Consider the following 16,763-nt stretch of genomic DNA (forward strand, 5'->3'; position numbering starts at 1 on the left):
ACGGGCGTACCGCCGTCGTCCGCCGCCGTGCGGTCGGCCCCGCCACTGACGCCCGACAGAGAGGGTGACGTCGTGAACGCGTCCCGGAACATCGGCTTCGTGGCCGCCACGGCGACCCTGCTCGCCGCGGCCCCGCTGTCGTCGATCTTCCAACAGTGGACCTGGCTGATCCAGTCGGCCATCGCGGTCGCCGTGGTGGCCGGCGCGGCGGCGCTCACCCGGCTGGTCCGGGCCCCGCTGTGGGGCCAGGTGCTGGGCATGCTCGCCGGTCTGCTGCTCGCCCTGACCTGGCTCTTCCCGGGCGGTGGCGAGCTGGTCGCCTTCCTGCCCACGCCGGCGACGCTGGCCCACTTCGGTGAGCTGGCACAGGGCTCGTTGCAGGACATGCGCTCCTACGGCGTGAAGGTGCCCGACACCACCCCGCTGCTGTTCATCAGCGTGCTCGGGGTGGGCTCGGTGGCGATCGTGGTCGACGTGCTCGCCGTCGGGCTGCGCCGGCCGGCCCTGGCCGGGCTGCCCATGCTGGCCATCTACTCGGTGCCGGTGGCGGTCTACGTCGACAGCGTCCCCGCGCTGCCGTTCGTGGTCGGCGCCGCCGGCTACCTCTGGCTGCTGGTGACCGACAACGTCGACCGGGTCCGCCGGTTCGGTCGCCGGTTCACCGGCGAGGGCCGCGACGTGGACGTCTGGGAGTCGTCCCCGCTGGCCGCCGCCGGCCGCCGGCTGGCGGTGGTCGGGGTGGTGCTGGCCGTGGTGCTGCCGCTGGCCGTGCCGGGGATGTCCGGCGGGCTGCTGGACCAGTTCAACACCGCCGGCAACGGCACCGGCAACGGACGCCTCGGGCAGGGCGGCGGGCCCGGCCGGATCGACCTGTTCGCCGCCCTCAGCGGGCAGCTCAACCAGTCCGAGGTGGCCGACATGGTCACCGTCACCACCACCGAGGAGAACCCGTTCTACCTGCGCTTCGGCGTCGCCGACGAGCTGCGCCCGGACGGCTTCCGGGTGCGCCCGCCCAACGGCCGGCCGGTGAACCGGGACCTGCCCAACCCGGCCGACCGGGCCCAGGCGGGGGTGGAGCAGCAGACCTACCGGGCGACCGTCGAGGTGAACCGGTCGCTGAACATGCCCTTCGTGCCGGTCTACACCGACCCGGTCAGCTTCGACGGGCTCAACGGCAACTGGTCGTACGACCAGAACCTCGGGGTGGTCTTCTCCAACCGGGACAACTCCCGGGGCAAGCGCTACTCCTTCGAGTACGTGCGCTCGACGTACACCCCGGCGGCGCTGCGCCGGGCCCGCCCGCTGCCGGCCGAGCACCCGATCCGGCTGCAGCAGACCCGCACGCCGGAGGTGCGCGAGGTCAGCGTGCTGGTCAACCGGTTGGTGGAGGGGAAGTCCACCGACTACGACCGGGTCCGGGCGCTCTACGACTACTTCTCCCGGGAGAACGGGTTCAGCTATTCGCTGAGCACCAAGGGCGGCACCAGCGGCCAGGAGATCGTCGACTTCCTCACCAACAAGGTCGGCTACTGCCAGCAGTACGCGGCGGCGCTGGCCTGGCTGGTGCGGGAGGCCGGCATCCCGGCCCGGGTGGCGTTCGGCTTCACCAACGGCAGCAGCGTCGACGGGGACACCGCCGTCCTGACCAACCGCAACCTGCACGCCTGGACGGAGGTCTACTTCGACCGGTTCGGCTGGGTGCCGTTCGACGCCACCCCGGCGTACGGCGTCCAGGGGTCGACCCGGTCGGCGTGGGCACCGGACTCCGACGCCCCGGACCCGGAGCCGTCGGACACGGCCGCGCCGACCACGCCGGAGGACCCGGGGGCCACGGCCGGGCCGCAGCGTGACGAGGCCATCGACAAGGACACCGACGCCGGGTTCGACCCGACCACCGGCGCCCCCGTCGAGCGGGCCCCGACCTGGCCCTGGTGGACGCTTGGCGCGCTGCTGGCGTTGGCGGCACTGCTGGCGCTGCCGGCGCTGCGGCGGCGCGCGCTACGCCGGCAGCGGCACCGTCGGCCCGTTCCGGTGGCGGCCGGTGCCGCCCCCGACGACGGGGCGGGCGTGAGCATCCCGATGACGGTGCTGGGCGCGGACGCCGAGCGGGCCCGCGCGGACGCCCACGCCGCCTGGGACGAGCTGCTGGACACCCTGGTCGACTACCGGGTCCGGGTCGACCGGACGGAGACGCCCCGGGCGACCGCCGAGCGCCTGGCCCGGGAGGCGGTCGGCGAGGACGCCGGCTCCGCCACGGCGGTACGGCTGCTCGGCCGGGCCGAGGAACGCGCCCGGTACGCCCGGGACCCGCTCACCGGAGAGCCTCTGCACCCGGCGCTGCGGACGGTACGTGACACTCTCGCCGCGCGGGCCGACCGGCGTACCCGGCTGCTGGCCGCCGTGCTGCCGCCGTCGGTGCTGCTGCGCTGGCGTGCCTCGCTGGGCGACAGCTCGGCGCGGCTGGTGACGGCCTCCGGGCGGCTGCGTCGCCTGCTGCTGCGCTGGAACCCCCGCCGCCTGCTGGCCACCCGCCGGGCCTGACCTGCCGGCCTCGGCCGGGGGGTCAGGCCCGGCGGGACGCTCATGGGGCGAGGTAGCGGTATCAGTCGTTTCGGATGCCGCTACCTCGCCCCACATGCGTGGGGTACCTCGCCCCTATCCCCGGACATGGGGATACGACGGAGGTGGCCGGACCATGTCCGGCACCTACCGTCGTCGGTGTCGCCCGTCCACCTCAGGGGTGGGCGGGGTTCAACGATGTCCCTCCGGGCGCTGACGCCACCGGTCCTCCATGCGGTCCAGCAGCGACGGCCGTCGGCCGCCGCGGCCACGCGGGCGACGACGACTCGTCGTGCCGCCCACCACGTGCAGGTCAGGTGACTGCCCCCGCCGGTGCGACTGCACCGCATAGCCCAGCGCGGCCAGCATGACGACGAAGCCCGCCACTGCCAGTGGCGGCGTCTTGATCACCGCGCCGTAGACCAACAGGGCCAGGCCGACGACCACCACGCCGGCAGCGACGAGCAGGCGACGCCGCGTGTGGACACGCGGGTCGCTGGCGCGCACGGCCGAGGCGAATTTGGGGTCCTCGGCAAGCGACCGCTCGATCTGCTCGAACAGCCGCTGCTCGTGCTCCGAGAGCGGCACGGCACTCCTCCCCGGTCACGTTGGTCGGCCCGGTCGGGCCGACAGACCGTGGCAGCCAACCGGCTGCTTGCCGCCAAGTCTACGAGGGGGGTCGCGCGTCGGAAAGCGGGACGACCTATGGCCGACTGCTATTTTCGCCGGGGCGGGCGTCACGCCTGCCGAGCAGACTGGCCGGACCTATGACGGACCGCCCGAAACGGGCAGCCGCGGCGTCGGCGGCGGTTTCCGCTTCCCGCCAACCCCGCTCGGGTGCGCCGAGGGTGAGCTGTCGCGGCGTGTCGACCGCCCCGGCCAGACCCTCCACCCGCACGCCGACCAGCCGGACCGGCTCACCCGGGTCGAGAGCGGTCCACAGGCCCCAGGAGGTGTCGAAGATCTCCCGCGCCACGTCGGTGGCCACGCCGAGCGTCCGGAACCGGTTCACGGTGCGGAAATCGGACAGCCGCACCTTCAGCGAGACCGTCCGGCCCACCTGACCGGCCCCGCGCAGCCGGCTGCCCACCTTCTCGCTGAGGGCCAGCAGCGCCCGCCGGATCTGCTGCGGGTCGACGACGTCGACGTCGAAGGTCACCTCGGCCCCGATCGACTTCTCCACGTGCTCCGGGCTGACCGGACGCGGGTCCCGCCCCCGGGCCAGCTCGTGCAGGTGGGTCGCGGACGCCGCGCCGAGCGCCTTGCGCAGCATCCCGACCGGCGCCTCGGCCAGGTCGCCGATGGTCCGTAGGCCGAGCCGGCGCAGCGTCTCGGCGGACCGCTCCCCCACCCCCCACAACGCGTCGACCGGCAGCGGGTGGAGGAACTCCAGCACCCGGTCGGCCGGCACCACGAGCAGGCCGTCCGGCTTGGCCCGGGTGGAGCCGAGCTTGGCCACGAACTTGCTCGGACCCACCCCGACCGAACAGGTCAGCCCCTGCTCGGCCGTGACCCGCTCCCGGATCTGCCGGGCGATGGCCGCGGGCGGGCCGAACAGCCGGCGGGCACCCGCCACGTCGAGGAACGCCTCGTCGAGGGAGAGCGGCTCGACCAGCGGGGTGACGTCCCGGAAGATCCGCATCACCGCGTCGGAGGCCGCCCGGTAGCGGGCGAAGTCGGGCGGCAGGTAGACCGCGCCGGGGCAGAGCGCGCGGGCCCGCGCGGCGGGCATGGCGCTGCGCACGCCGAAGCGGCGGGCCTCGTAACTGGCGGAGCTGACCACGCCGCGCGGCCCGACCCCGCCGACCACCACCGGAAGGCCTCGCAGCTCGGGCCGGTGGCGCACCTCGACCGAGGCGTAGAAGGCGTCCATGTCGACGTGCAGGATCGGACTGGCCGAGTCGTCGGCGTCGGGCCCGAACCGCGGGTCACCACCGCGCGGCAACGACTGGCTCCGACCCATTGCGGCAGGCTAACCGCCAGGTACGACAACCGGCCCGCCCGCCCCACGGGCGACGGCCCCGGTCAGCCCCGGACCACCAGCAGCGGCACGGTCATCTCCGCCGCGGTGTCCGCCCCGTGGTACGCCACCAGCCGGGACACCGCCGGCGGCTCCGACCGGGTGGCCAGCACCGCGTACGTGTCGCGGCAGGTCACCACCACGTCGCCGATCCGGGACAGGTGTTCCTCGGCGACCGGGCCGAACCACCCCTCGGCCACCATCTCCTCCCGGGTGCACACCCGGGCGGCCGACCCGAGCACCGCCGACCAGGTCGCCACCACGTCGTCCACCGCCCCCGGGTCGACGTGCAGGTACCGCACCCGGGGCTCACCGGCGACCACCCGGATGCCGGCCCGCAGCCGTGGGTCGGTGTCCAGGTCGAACCGGTGCCCCGCCGGCACGTCGAGCTGGCCGTGATCGGCGGTGACCAGCAGCGCGGCGTCGGCCGGCAACCCGTCGACGAGCCGGGCGAGCAGGGCGTCCACCTCGGCGGCGGCGATCCGCCACGGGGCCGAGTCGACCCCGCTGAGGTGACCGTGCCGGTCCAGGTCGGGGTGGTAACCGGAGACCAGGGTGGGACCGGCCCCGGCGGACAACGCCGCCAGCATCGTCCGGGCCAGCGCGTCCACCCCGCCGACGCCCCGGTAGTCGCCGCCCCGGTTCGCGGCCAGGGTGAGCCCGCTGCCGGCGTACTCGGGGCGGCTCACCACGCTCACCGCGACCCCGGCGGCCCGGGCCCGCTGCCACTGGGTGCGTACCGGCTGCCAGCGCAGCGGGTCCGGCTCGCCGTGCCAGTCGATGTGGTTGAGCACCCGGTCGGTGCCGGGCACCCGGACGGTGAAGCCGAGCACGCCGTGCGCGCCGGGGGAGGTGCCCGCACCCAGGGTCACCAGGCTGGTCGGGGTGGTGGAGGGGAAACCGGAGGTCAACGGGCGGCCCACCGTCGCGGCCAGCCCGGTCAGGGTCGGGGCGTACCGGGCGGCGGTGGGCAGCTGGTACCAGCCGAGGCCGTCGACGAGCAGCACGGCGACCCGGCGTACCCCGGCCAGGCCGGGGGCGAGCCCGAGCAGGTCGACCGCGCCCGGCACGCCGAGCACGGCCAGCGCGCTGGGCAGCACGTCGGCCAGGCTGCCCCCGCCGTAGCGCGGCGGCACCACCGCGAGCGGGTCCGCCGGGGGCACGGGCCCCGACGCCCGGTCCACCGGCACAGCGGCCGGGGGCACGGTCGGCCCGGCCGGAGATCGGTCGGTCATGCCGGACGGCGGGCGAACAGGTGCAGTTGGGCGGCGAGGTCCCGGTAGGGCGGACGCCCGGCCAGCGCCTTCTCCAGCTCGACCAGGGCACCCGGCTGACCGTCGGCGACGGTGGCGGGCAGCAGGTCGGCCAGCACGCGTACCCCGTGGATCTCCTCGACGGTGAGGCCGGCGGCGCGCAACAGGGCGGCGGCCTCCTCGGCGTCGAAGCGGCGACGCAGGGTGTCCCGGGGGCCGGCGGCCCCGTCGGGGGCGGCGGCCAGCGCGGCGGCGACGTCCAGGTGGCCGTTCACGGCCCGCCCCAGCACGGCGGCGGCCCGGCCGGCGACCAGCACGCTCGCCGCGCCACCGGGACGCAGCGCGGCGGCCAGCGCGGTCACCACCGGCGTCGGGTCGTCGACCACCTCCAGCACCGCGTGGCACAGCACCAGGTCGACGGTGGCCGGTTCGACCAGCCCGGTCAACGCGTCACCGTCGCCCTGCACGGCGCGCACCCGGTCGGCGACCCCGGCCTCGGCGGCCCGGCGGGTGAGGGCGGCGAGCGCGTCGGGGCTGGCGTCGACCACGGTCACCAGGTGGCCGGCCTGGGCGAGCGGCACGGCGAACCCGCCGGTGCCGCCGCCCACGTCGAGCACGGTCAACGTGTCGTCGGCCCGCCGCCGCAGCTCGGCGGCGAGCACCGACCAGATGACGGCGGTACGGGGGGTCAACGGCGGCTCGGCGAACCGGCTGCGGGTGCTCTGTTCCACCCGGTCGAGCCTAGTCACCCACGCCACCCGACCCCCCGTCGGCGGTGCCGTCGCCGGCTCAGATCTCCCCGCCGCCGGCCGGGTCCTCCTCGGCACGGGACCGGCGGGTGTTCGCCACCGGCCCCTCGGTCACCTGGTACTCCCGCGGCTCGGCGTCCTGGGCGGGCGTCCAACCGGCACCCAGCCGGGTGCGCCGGGCGTTCGCCAGTCCACCGGTGTACGTACTGTCCATCGTCACTGGTCTTCCCCCTTGCCGCACGCGGGCCGCTCTGCCCGCGCGTGCCGGAATTCTCCTGTCTCCCGGCTCGGAAAACCGTAATGTGGATCACTTCACCGGAAGTCGCGGGAGGCGGGTGCCACCGGCGGCGTGATCGGGTCCAGCCGGTCGGCGGTGAGGTTGGTGACCCCCTCGTGCCGCTGCAACCGACCACGGACCACGAGGGCGCTGCTGGTGCGGGCGATCCGACGGTAGCGCTGCCACAGCCCCGGCGAGCACGTGACATTCAGCATCCCGGTCTCGTCCTCCAGGTTGAGGAAGGTGACCCCGCCGGCCGTCGCCGGCCGTTGCCGGTGGGTGACGATCCCACCGACCCGCACCCGACGACCCGGTTCCACCCGCCCCAGCCGGGCGATCGGCACCGCACCCAGCGCGTCGAGCCGGTCCCGGACGAACCGGGCCGGATGGGTCTCCGGGGACAGCCCGGTGGCCCAGACGTCGGCGACGAGCCGGTCCACCGCCTCCATCCCGGGCAGGGCGGGGGCCGCCGCGCCGGTCACCGTGCCGGGCAGCCGGCCCGGCCGGTCCTGGGCCGCCGCCCCGGCCGCCCAGAGCGCCTCCCGCCGGGTCAGCCCGAAACAGGCGAAGGCGTCCGCGGTGGCCAGCGCCTCCAGTTGACCCGCGGTGAGACCGACCCGCCGGGCCAGATCCGGCATGTCCCGGTACGCCCCGTGCGCCGTCCGCTCCGCCACGATCCGCCTCGCCAGGTCGTCGCCGAGGGTACGGACACCGCCCAGCCCGAGCCGGACCGCCGGACCGCCCAGCCCCCAGGCGTGCGGCGGTTCCCCGGGCACGCTCCCCCAGCGGGTCTGCGGGGTGGACTCCAGCACCGCACCGGCCCCGCTGGCGTTGACGTCCGGCCGGCGGACCTCGACCCCGTGCCGCCGGGCGTCGTCGACCAGGGTCTGCGGCGCGTAGAACCCCATCGGTTGGGCGTTGAGCAGGGCGGCCAGGAACGCCGCCGGGTGGTGCCGTTTGAGCCAGGAGCTGGCGTACACCAGGTAGGCGAAACTCATCGCGTGGCTCTCCGGGAAGCCGTAGCTGGCGAACGCGGTGAGCTTGCGGTAGACGTCGTCGGCCAGCTCGCCGGTGATGCCCCGCTCGGCCATCCCGGCGTAGAGCCGGTCGGCGAGCTGCGCCATCCGCTGCACCGAACGTTTCGCCCCCATCGCCCGGCGCAACTGGTCGGCCCCGGCGGCGTCGAAGCCGGCCAGGTCGATGGCGAGCTGCATGAGCTGCTCCTGGAACAGCGGCACCCCGAGGGTCTTCTCCAGCGCGTTGCGCATCAGCGGATGCGGGTACGTCACCGGCTCCTGGCCGTTCTTGCGCCTGATGTACGGGTGCACCGAGCCGCCCTGGATCGGACCGGGCCGGATCAGCGCCACCTCCACCACCAGGTCGTAGAACTCGCGGGGCTTGAGCCGGGGCAGGGTGGCCATCTGGGCGCGGCTCTCCACCTGGAACACCCCGACCGAGTCGGCCCGGCAGAGCATGTCGTAGACCTCGGGGTCGTCCAACGTCATGTCGCCCAGGTCCAGGCTCTGGCCGATCAGGTCGTAGCCGTAGTGCAGGGCGGAGAGCATGCCCAGGCCGAGCAGGTCGAACTTGACCAGCCCGACGGCCGCGCAGTCGTCCTTGTCCCACTGGAGCACGCTGCGGCCGGGCATCCGCCCCCACTCCACCGGGCACACCTCGATCACCGGCCGGTCGCAGATCACCATCCCCCCGGAGTGGATGCCCAGGTGCCGGGGGAAGGTCTGCAACTCGTCGGCGTACGCCACCACCTGCTCGGGGATGCCCTCGACGTCGACCGCCGCGACGGAACCCCAGCGGTCGATCTGTTTGCTCCAGGCGTCCTGCTGGCCGGGCGAGTAGCCGAACGCCTTCGCCACGTCCCGCACCGCCGACCGGGGCCGGTACGAGATGACGTTGGCGACCTGGGCGGTGTGCTCCCGGCCGTAGCGGGCGTAGACGTGCTGGATCACCTCCTCCCGCCAGTCGGACTCGATGTCCACGTCGATGTCGGGTGGCCCGTCGCGTTCCGGGGCGAGGAACCGTTCGAACAGCAACCGGTGCCGGACCGCGTCCACGTTGGTGATCCGCAGCGCGTAGCAGACCGCCGAGTTGGCCGCCGAGCCCCGACCCTGGCAGTAGATGTCCTGCGCGCGGCAGAACGCCACGATGTCGTAGACCACCAGGAAGTAGCCGGGGAAGCCCAGCTCGTCGATCATCCGCAGCTCGTGTTCCAGCTGCGCGTACGCCTCCGGGTGTGCCCCGGGCGGCCCGTAGCGCTCGTGCGCCCCGGCCAGCGTCAGGTGGCGCAGCCAGCTCATCTCGGTGTGCCCCGCCGGCACCGGGTACGCCGGCAGCCGGGGCGCGACCAGGTGCAGGTCGAAGGCGAGTTCCGCGCCGAACTCGGCGGCCCGGGCCACCGCGCCCGGGTACGCGGCGAACCGGGCCGCCATCTCCGCGCCGCTGCGCAGGTGGGCGGTGGCGGCGGCGGGCAGCCAGCCGTCGATCTCGTCCAGGCTGCGTCGGGCCCGTACGGCGGCCAGGGTGGTCGCCAACCGCCGTCGCCCCGGGCTGGCGTAGTGCACGTTGTTGCTGGCCACGGTGGGCAGCCCGGCGGCGGCCGCCAGCTCGGCGAGCGCGTCGTTGCGGTCGGCATCGACCGGATGCCCGTGGTCGGTCAGCTCCACCGCCACCGTCTCCGCGCCGAACAGCGCGGTGAGCCGGTCCAGCTCCCGGGCCGCCGCGTCGACCCCCGCGGTGAGCAGCGCCGCCGGCACGTGCCCCTTGCGGCAGCCGGTCAACACCAGCACGTGGTCGCGCAGCTCGGCGGCGACCTCCTCCAGTTCGCCGTAGACCGGCCGGCCCTTCTCGCCGCCGCGCAGCTGGGCCCGGGAGATGACCGACGCGAGCCGGGCGTACCCCTCGTGGCCGTGGGCGAGCACCAGCAGGTGCCGGCCCAGCGGGTCGGGCTCGCCCTGCTGCGGGCCGGGCAGCCCCAACGACAGCTCCGCACCGAAGACCGTGGGCAGGTGCAGCGTCCGGGCCGCCTCGGCGAACCGGACCACCCCGTAGAACCCGTCGTGGTCGGTCACGGCGAGCGCGGTCAACCCCAGCCGAACGGCCTCCTCGGCCAGTTCCTCCGGGTGGCTCGCCCCGTCGAGGAAACTGAAGTTGGTGTGCGCGTGCAGCTCGGCGTAGGGCACCGGGTCGTCCGGGCGGGCCAGCTCCGGTGGCGCGTACCGCTCGCGGTGCCGGGTCCAGGCCGGTGAGTCGCCGCCGTCGGCCTCGGCGAGCGGGTCCACCACGTGCAGGTGCCGTTCCGCGCGCCGCCGCCCGGCACCCGCCGGTCCGCCGGTCCGGGGCCCGCCGGGGCCTGCGCCGCCGTCGGTGGTGGACCGTCCGGACAGCACCCGCTCCAGCTCCGACCAGGGCAGCTTCGGATTGTGGAAGCTCATCCGGCCGTCTTCCGGCGACCGGCTGCGGGGCGCGGCAGGGGCGTCGCGGCGGGGAATGGTCCGCTCGGTGAGCGATATTCCGCTGAGTCATATTCATGCCTGACAGGCATACCGCTCACCCGGAAGCATCGTCGGGACGCGGGGTGGCCCCGGCCGGAACGCCGCACCGACCGGCAGCGCAAGCCCCACCGACCGGACCGGACCAGCGCGAACCGGACCGGCGCGGACCGGACCGGCGCGAACCGGACCGGCGCGGACCACCGGTCAGTCATAGATCGCCTCCACCAGCCACCGGCCCGCCTCGACGGCCAGCAGCAGGGCGGCACCGTCGGCCAGGCAGACCTGGAACCGGGCCCGGCGACGGGCCTCGGCGGGGGCCCACCACCGCTCGTCCACCGGCCACGGACCGGTCCAGCCGACGATCTCCGTCGGCGCGGTGCCGCCGACGGCCAGCCGGGCGGGCGCGGCACTGACCGCCAGCCGGGCGCTGACCAGCACCGGTTCGCCGGTGGCGTCGTGCACGGTCGCGGTGAGCGGGACGGGCAGCACCACGGCCGGCGCGGGTGGCGGCAGCCGCCCCGGCCATGGCGGTACGGGCCCCGGCCGCCGTGGCCCGCCCCGCCCGGCACCCCCGGCCCCCGTCACCGCCCGCCCGGCACCCCCGGGCTGCGTCACCGCCCGCCCGGCACCCCCGGGCTGCGTCTCGGCGACACCCGGTGGGGGCGGGCCGGGGCGGGCGGGGAGTCGTTCGTCACCCCAGGGCACCAGGCGGGTCTGGTCGGCCGGGGAGCGACCGCCGCCCAACACGGCGGTGACCACCGCCTCCGGGCCGAGGATGCCCTGCACCCGGCTCAACGCCCGGTGCGCCCGGTCCCGTTCCTCGCCGGCCTCCCCCCACAGGCCGGGTTGCAGCCCACCGCGGGCCAGCAGCCCGTCGGGCACCAGCCGCAGCCGGACGATCCCGGCGGTCGGCCGGGCCGGCCGGGCACCGGCCCGGCCGGTGCTGCCGGAGAGCCAGCCGTCGAGCTGCCAACGCACCCGGTCGGCGATGGCGGTGGCGGTGAGCAACCCGTCGTGCCGCCACACCCGGTGCAGCTCCTGGCCGTGCGCGGTGACCGCCTCGATGCCGAGCCGGGTGCAGGCCAGCCCGTGCCCGGCCAACCGGTCGTGCAGCCGTTCGGCGAGCATCCGGGCGGCGAAGGCCGCCGCGTCGACCCGGTCGAGGGGCTCGTCGTGGTGGGCGGTGACGGTCAGGTCGACCGGGGGCTGCCGGACGGCGAGCGGCCGGTGGTCGTGCCCGGCGGCGAGCCGGTGGGCGAGGGCGCCGTCGAAACCGAACCGGGCCAGCACGTCACCGGCGGGCAGCGCCGCGAACTCGCCGAGCGTGCGTACGCCGAGCCGGCGCAGCAGGTCGGCCAGGGCCGGGCGGCCGATCGCCTCGACGGGCAGCCCGGCCAGGAAGCCCGGGGTCCCGCCCGGCGGCACCACCTGACCGGTGCGCGCGGCGAGACCGGCGGCGAAGACCCCGTCGGCGATCCCGACCTGGCTCTCCACCGCGCAGGACTCGGCGACCTGTTCGATGATCCGCTCGGCGGCGGCCTCCTCACCGCCGAGGTAGCGGGCGGGCCCCCGGGCGGCGAGCGCGCAGACGCCGGGGCGGACCACCTCGACGCCGGCGGCGACCTCCTCCACGGCGGCGACGACCGGTTCGAAAGCGCGGGCGTCCCGGCCGGGGTCGTGGTCGACGACGGTCAGCGTGGGGCAGCGCCCCTGCGCCTCCCGGCGGCGCAGGCCCCGGCGTACCCCGGCGGTGCGGGCCGGTGCGGAGCAGGCCACCACCCGGTTGGCGTGCAGCACGGCCACCGGGCCGGTGGCGGGCACCCCGTCGACGATCTCGGCGGCGAGCACCGGCCAGTCCGGGCACCAGAGCAGCAGGGTGCGCACGGGCGCGCCGGTCACCCGGACCCGACCACGGTGAATCCGCCCGGCCGGGGCCCGGCGGTTGCGGCGGGGACGGCCGGCGCGGCGGGGGGCACGACCCGGGTGAGCGCGTCCCCGGGCAGCCACATCGTGATCTCCTTCGGACGGGCCGCCGCCCCGCGTCCGCGTGCCGACACGGTGACCTCGCGTCGGCGCAGCCGGCCCCGCCCCGATCCGAGCCCCTCCCAGACCCCCCGGACCACCTGGAGCGTCACGTCGGCACCGGTCCACCGGCCGTACGGGACGAGCACGCAGCCGCGTTGCCGGGCGCGGGCGGCCAGCCGGTCGGCCACCGGGGCGGAGACGGTGTGCGGTACGGCGGTCACCACCACGTCGACGCCGTCGATCAGGGCGGCGACCACGGTCGGCCATTCCGGACCGGGGTGCGGGACGAGGGCCAGCCGGTCCAGGGCGATGCCGAGCTCGGCGGCGGCGCCGGCCCCGAAGGTGGGCACCCCGACCACCGCGCACCACGACCCGGCCCGGGACGCCTCGGCGAGCAACGCCAGCACCAGGGAGGTGCCGCCGCTGCGCCGGGGTTGGCCGACGGTGACGGCGACCGTGCTGCCCCGGCGCAGCCCCCGGTGCGGCAGCAGGCCTGTCAACTCGGGTGCCACCGGGAGCACCCGGTGGCTGCCGGCCGGGTCCGGGGCGCTCGCCGGGCGGACCAGATCGGCCAGTGCGGCGGAACCGACCACCATGCGGCCCGCCATCGGACCAACCCCCCGTCGTGTCGTTGCGTGGATCAGGTGCACTGCGTGCTCGCCCCGGACGCGGTGGGACGCTGTGCCGCGGTGGGACGCTGCGCCGCGGTGGGACGCTGCGCCGCGGTGCCGCGGCGGGTCCGGTGCCGGCCGGATCAGGTGCCCGGCGGGGACCCGGGCACGGCCGGGTCAGGCGGCGAGACCGTCGAGGGCGGGCTGGTGGGTCACCCCGAGCGCCTGCTCCACCACCGTCACGAACTGTTCGGCGGCCCGGAGCAGGTCGTCGGCCTCCCGGGCGTTCACCACCCGCGGTATGCCGGCCTCGGCGGCGGCCCGTTTGCCGGCGGCGGCGGCGAAGTAGCGGGACCACTCGTCCAGTTCGGGGGCGACCCCGGCGAGCAGCACCCAGACGCTGGTGATCCGGCGGCGGCGGGCGGGCGCGGGTCGGGCCCGGGCGCCCAGCAGGGCGGCGGCGGCGCGGAGCGCGGCCAGGTGGGCGGCGGCGTAGCGCAGCCCGTCGGGGCGGGTCCGGGCGGCCTCGGCCAGCCCCTGGCGGGCCACCGTGAGGAGTTGGGTCGGGGTGCGGTGCGGCAGCGCGTGCGCGGGCACCGTCGGCGCCTGGGCCGGGTTGGTCGGCATGACTGTCTCCTCCGCGTGACCGGTTCGGGCGGGACGCCTGGTGGAGGAGGTCCACCGGCGCGACGCCCGGGGCGGGTGGTGCGGAGGAAGACGCACCGTTGGGGGCCGGCCGGGTGCGGAGCTTCCCCACACCACACCCGGCCGGCGAACCGGCGGGTTCGTCGCCCGCCGCCCGGGGGTCGTGGGCGGCGGGCGACGACCTGCCTTGACGGGACCGGGCTCGCGACTGCCCGGAACCCGGTGCGGTCCGCGAAACCGCACCTGCCCGGGCCGACGCCGCGAAACACCGCCCCGGGGGCGTTGGAACGGGTGTGCGAGTGAATCGAACACTCGTTCTAACTGCTCTGACAGTACACCCTGACCCCGACGAAAACGCAACGTGTGGCCTACGACCTGCCATCAGGTTCGGCCGCCCCGGACGACGGGCGGTGGACGGCCGGGTGCGGGGCGTCGGGGCGTACCGGGGAGAATGGGCCGCATGCAGTCACACCCGAACGTGCAGGCGGTGCAGCGGGCGCTCGACGACGCGGGCGCGCGGGACGGTTCCGGCGCGGCCAGCCGGGTCCGCCTGCTGCCCGAGGCGGCGCACACCGCCGTCGCGGCGGCCGACGCGCTCGGCGTCGCCGTGGGCGCCATCGCCAACTCGCTGGTCTTCGACGCCGACGGCACGCCGCTGCTGGTGCTCACCTCCGGCGCGCACCGGGTGGACACCGCCGGCCTGGCCGCCTGGCTCGGGGTGACCCACCTGCGCCGGGCCACCCCCGACTTCGTCCGCACGCACACCGGGCAGGTGATCGGCGGGGTCGCCCCGGTCGGCCACCCCGGGCCGCTGCGCACCCTGGTCGACACCGCCCTGGCCGGGCACCCGCAGGTGTGGGCCGCCGGTGGCGTACCGCAGGCGGTCTTCCCCACCACCTACCCGGAGCTGCTGCGGATCACCGGCGGCACCCCCGCCGAGGTGGCGTGAACACCACCCCGGAGCTGGTCACCCTGCACGTGTGGCGGGTGCCCCGGGCCGCCGTGGGCCGGGCGTTGGCCCGGATGGCCCGGCACCCGTGGCGGCTGCGGCGCACCCCCGGCGTACGGTTCGGCAAGCTGCTCGGCACCGGGACCGGCACCGGCTTCGGCCCGGGGGACGCCGACCTGACCCGGTGGGCGGCGCTGGTGGTGTGGGACTCCCCCGCTGCGGCGGCCGGCTTCGACGCCTCCCCGGTCGGTCGTTCCTGGGCCCGGATCGCCCACGCGTCGGCCCGGCTGGAGCTGCGCCCGGTGACCAGCCGGGGCGAGTGGTCGGGCCGGCGGCCGTTCGGCGAGCCGGCGGGCGGCCGGGTCGACGGGCCGGTGCTGGCGCTGACCCGGGCCCGGCTGCGCCCCCACCGGGCGCTCACCTTCTGGAAGGCCGTCCCGCCGGTCGCCGCCGCGCTGCACACCGCGCCGGGGCTGCTCGCCCGGTTCGGTGTCGGTGAGGCGCCGCTGGGTTGGCAGGGCACGGTCAGCGTGTGGCGCGACCCGACGGACCTCGTGGCCTTCGCGTACCGTCACCCGGAGCACCGCGCGGCGATCACCCGCACCCCCACCGAGGGGTGGTACGCGGAGGAGTTGTTCGCGCGCTTCGAGGTGCGCGCAGTGGTCGGTGACCGGTCGGTGCTGGGCTGGGTCGCCGACGGTGGTCCGCAACCGTGAGAGGACACGCATGAGGTTGGTGCGGTGGACGCCGGAGGATCTCGTCCGGCGGCTCGACGACGTGGTCGCGGTGTACGGGGAGGCGATGGGCTACCGCAGCGACCTGCTGGAGGCCCGACGCGGCTACATCGCCACCCACGCCCGCCGGCCCGGGTTCCGCGCCGTCGCCAGCCTCACCACCGAGGGTCACCTGGCCGGCTTCGGCTACGGCTACCTCGGCGCGGGTGGGCAGTGGTGGCACGACCAGGTCTACCGGGCGCTGGACCCGGATGCCCGGCAGCGCTGGCTGACCCACTGCTTCGAGGTGGTCGAGCTGCACGTCCGACCGCCCGCGCAGGGGCACGGCCTGGGCGCCCGGCAGCTCACCGCCCTGCTCAGCCTCGCCGAGGGCGGCACCACCCTGCTGTCCACCCCGGAGGCCGACGAGCGGACGTCGCGGGCCTGGCGGCTCTACCGGCGGTTCGGCTTCGTCGACGTGCTGCGGCACTTCCGCTTCCCCGGCGACGAACGACCGTTCGGGGTGCTCGGCCGGGACCTGCCGCTGCCCCGGCCCGACACGTCCGGGCCGGCCGCGTCGTGACCCGCCGGCACGTCCCGTGGCTGCTGCTGGCCCTGCTGGTGCTGATCCAGATCTGCTACCCGCTCACCACCGGGGTCACCCGGGCCCGGCTCACCGTCGCCACGGTCGTGCTGGGCTACCTGCTGTCGGTGGGGCACGCGCTGCTCACCCGGGGTCCCCGCACGGCGGCGGCGCTGGTCGCGGTGGCCACCGGCGGCGGGTTCGCCATCGAGGCGTTGGGGGTGGCGACGGGCTTCCCGTTCGGCAGCTACGACTACTCGGGCGAGTTGGGGCCGAAGCTGGCCGGGGTGCCGTTGATCATCCCGCTGGCCTGGACCTGGATGGCCTGGCCCGCCTGGCTGGCCGCCGTCCGGCTGACCACGCCCGCCGGCCGGACGCCCGCCGCCCGCACACCGGCGGGGCACGTCGGGCGGGTGGCGTTGGCCACCGTCGGGCTGGCCGGCTGGGACCTCTTCCTCGACCCGCAGATGGTGGCCGAGGGCTACTGGGTGTGGCGCGACGCCACCCCGGCGCTGCCCGGACTGCCCGGCATCCCGGTCAGCAACTACCTGGGCTGGCTGCTGTTCGCGGTGCTGCTGATGAGCGCGCTGCGCCCGCTGGCCGGGCCGGCCGTCGCGGTCACCGGCTCCCGCGACGACCCGATGTTCGCCCTCTACCTGTGGACGTACTTCTCCAGCGTGCTGGCGCACGCGGTCTTCCTCCGGCTGCCCGCCTCGGCGCTGTGGGGTGCGGTGGGCATGGCGGTGGTGGCGGTGCCGCTGGCGGTGACCCTGCTGCGTGCCCGACGCCGGCCCGCCGACCGGCCGGCACCGGCCCGCACCGGCGTCGACACCCCGGCATGAGCGGCACCCGGTCCGGTCGACCCGCCCC

General features: G+C 76.0%; 14 protein-coding genes. 5 read left to right on the plus strand and 9 right to left on the minus strand.

Annotated elements, in window-relative coordinates; genetic code table 11:
* Positions 1 to 72 precede the first annotated feature (72 nt).
* Positions 73 to 2,541, plus strand: a complete 2,469-nt coding sequence (locus ACN261_RS00270) for a transglutaminase TgpA family protein (protein WP_421483455.1) — start codon at positions 73 to 75, stop codon at positions 2,539 to 2,541.
* A 210-nt stretch (positions 2,542 to 2,751) separates the two neighbouring features.
* Here ACN261_RS00270 and ACN261_RS00275 read toward each other — a convergent pair whose 3' ends face one another.
* The 9 genes from ACN261_RS00275 to ACN261_RS00315 form a co-directional block, all read right to left on the minus strand.
* Positions 2,752 to 3,147: a DUF3040 domain-containing protein gene (locus ACN261_RS00275; protein ID WP_421483456.1), complete on the minus strand. Its 396-nt coding sequence runs from the start codon at positions 3,145 to 3,147 to the stop codon at positions 2,752 to 2,754.
* A 115-nt stretch (positions 3,148 to 3,262) separates the two neighbouring features.
* On the minus strand, positions 3,263 to 4,522 hold the full coding sequence (locus ACN261_RS00280) for a DNA polymerase IV (RefSeq protein ID WP_425847728.1): 1,260 nt from the start codon (positions 4,520 to 4,522) through the stop codon (positions 3,263 to 3,265).
* A gap of 62 nt (positions 4,523 to 4,584) precedes the next feature.
* Positions 4,585 to 5,814, minus strand: coding sequence for an alkaline phosphatase family protein (locus tag ACN261_RS00285; protein ID WP_425847729.1), 1,230 nt, complete (start codon positions 5,812 to 5,814; stop codon positions 4,585 to 4,587).
* The gene (locus tag ACN261_RS00290) at positions 5,811 to 6,581 is read right to left on the minus strand and encodes a methyltransferase domain-containing protein (protein WP_421483459.1); all 771 of its coding nucleotides are present in this window, start codon (positions 6,579 to 6,581) and stop codon (positions 5,811 to 5,813) included. The genes ACN261_RS00285 and ACN261_RS00290 overlap by 4 nt, the downstream gene beginning before the upstream one ends.
* A gap of 40 nt (positions 6,582 to 6,621) precedes the next feature.
* Entirely contained in the window at positions 6,622 to 6,795 is a 174-nt protein-coding gene (locus ACN261_RS00295; protein ID WP_232378670.1) for a hypothetical protein, read from the minus strand.
* A gap of 98 nt (positions 6,796 to 6,893) precedes the next feature.
* The gene (locus tag ACN261_RS00300; protein ID WP_425847731.1) at positions 6,894 to 10,307 is read right to left on the minus strand and encodes an error-prone DNA polymerase; all 3,414 of its coding nucleotides are present in this window, start codon (positions 10,305 to 10,307) and stop codon (positions 6,894 to 6,896) included.
* A gap of 264 nt (positions 10,308 to 10,571) precedes the next feature.
* Positions 10,572 to 12,266, minus strand: a complete 1,695-nt coding sequence (locus ACN261_RS00305) for a DNA polymerase Y family protein (RefSeq protein ID WP_425847733.1) — start codon at positions 12,264 to 12,266, stop codon at positions 10,572 to 10,574.
* On the minus strand, positions 12,263 to 13,000 hold the full coding sequence (locus ACN261_RS00310; RefSeq protein WP_421483462.1) for a hypothetical protein: 738 nt from the start codon (positions 12,998 to 13,000) through the stop codon (positions 12,263 to 12,265). Before ACN261_RS00310 ends, ACN261_RS00305 begins: the two co-directional genes overlap by 4 nt.
* Positions 13,001 to 13,180: 180 nt before the next feature.
* Entirely contained in the window at positions 13,181 to 13,630 is a 450-nt protein-coding gene (locus ACN261_RS00315; protein ID WP_425847736.1) for an SAV_6107 family HEPN domain-containing protein, read from the minus strand.
* Positions 13,631 to 14,108: 478 nt separating this feature from the next.
* On the opposite strand from ACN261_RS00315, the gene ACN261_RS00320 reads away from it, so the two are divergent.
* From ACN261_RS00320 to ACN261_RS00335, 4 genes are read left to right on the plus strand one after another with little or no spacing between them, the layout of a single operon-like run.
* The gene (locus tag ACN261_RS00320; protein ID WP_421483465.1) at positions 14,109 to 14,597 is read left to right on the plus strand and encodes a YbaK/EbsC family protein; all 489 of its coding nucleotides are present in this window, start codon (positions 14,109 to 14,111) and stop codon (positions 14,595 to 14,597) included.
* Positions 14,594 to 15,313 (plus strand): monooxygenase, encoded by a 720-nt coding sequence (locus tag ACN261_RS00325; protein WP_425847744.1) that lies wholly within the window; start codon positions 14,594 to 14,596, stop codon positions 15,311 to 15,313. Before ACN261_RS00320 ends, ACN261_RS00325 begins: the two co-directional genes overlap by 4 nt.
* Positions 15,314 to 15,323: 10 nt before the next feature.
* A complete protein-coding gene (locus tag ACN261_RS00330) occupies positions 15,324 to 15,893 on the plus strand; it encodes a GNAT family N-acetyltransferase (protein ID WP_421483467.1) in 570 nt (189 codons plus the stop codon).
* Complete coding sequence (locus ACN261_RS00335; protein ID WP_421483468.1) at positions 15,890 to 16,735, plus strand: carotenoid biosynthesis protein; 846 nt, start codon at positions 15,890 to 15,892, stop codon at positions 16,733 to 16,735. Before ACN261_RS00330 ends, ACN261_RS00335 begins: the two co-directional genes overlap by 4 nt.
* Positions 16,736 to 16,763 lie beyond the last annotated feature (28 nt).

Source organism: Micromonospora sp. WMMD723 (assembly GCF_049863385.1).
In the GTDB taxonomy this organism is placed as follows: Bacteria; Actinomycetota; Actinomycetes; order Mycobacteriales; family Micromonosporaceae; genus Micromonospora; species Micromonospora wenchangensis.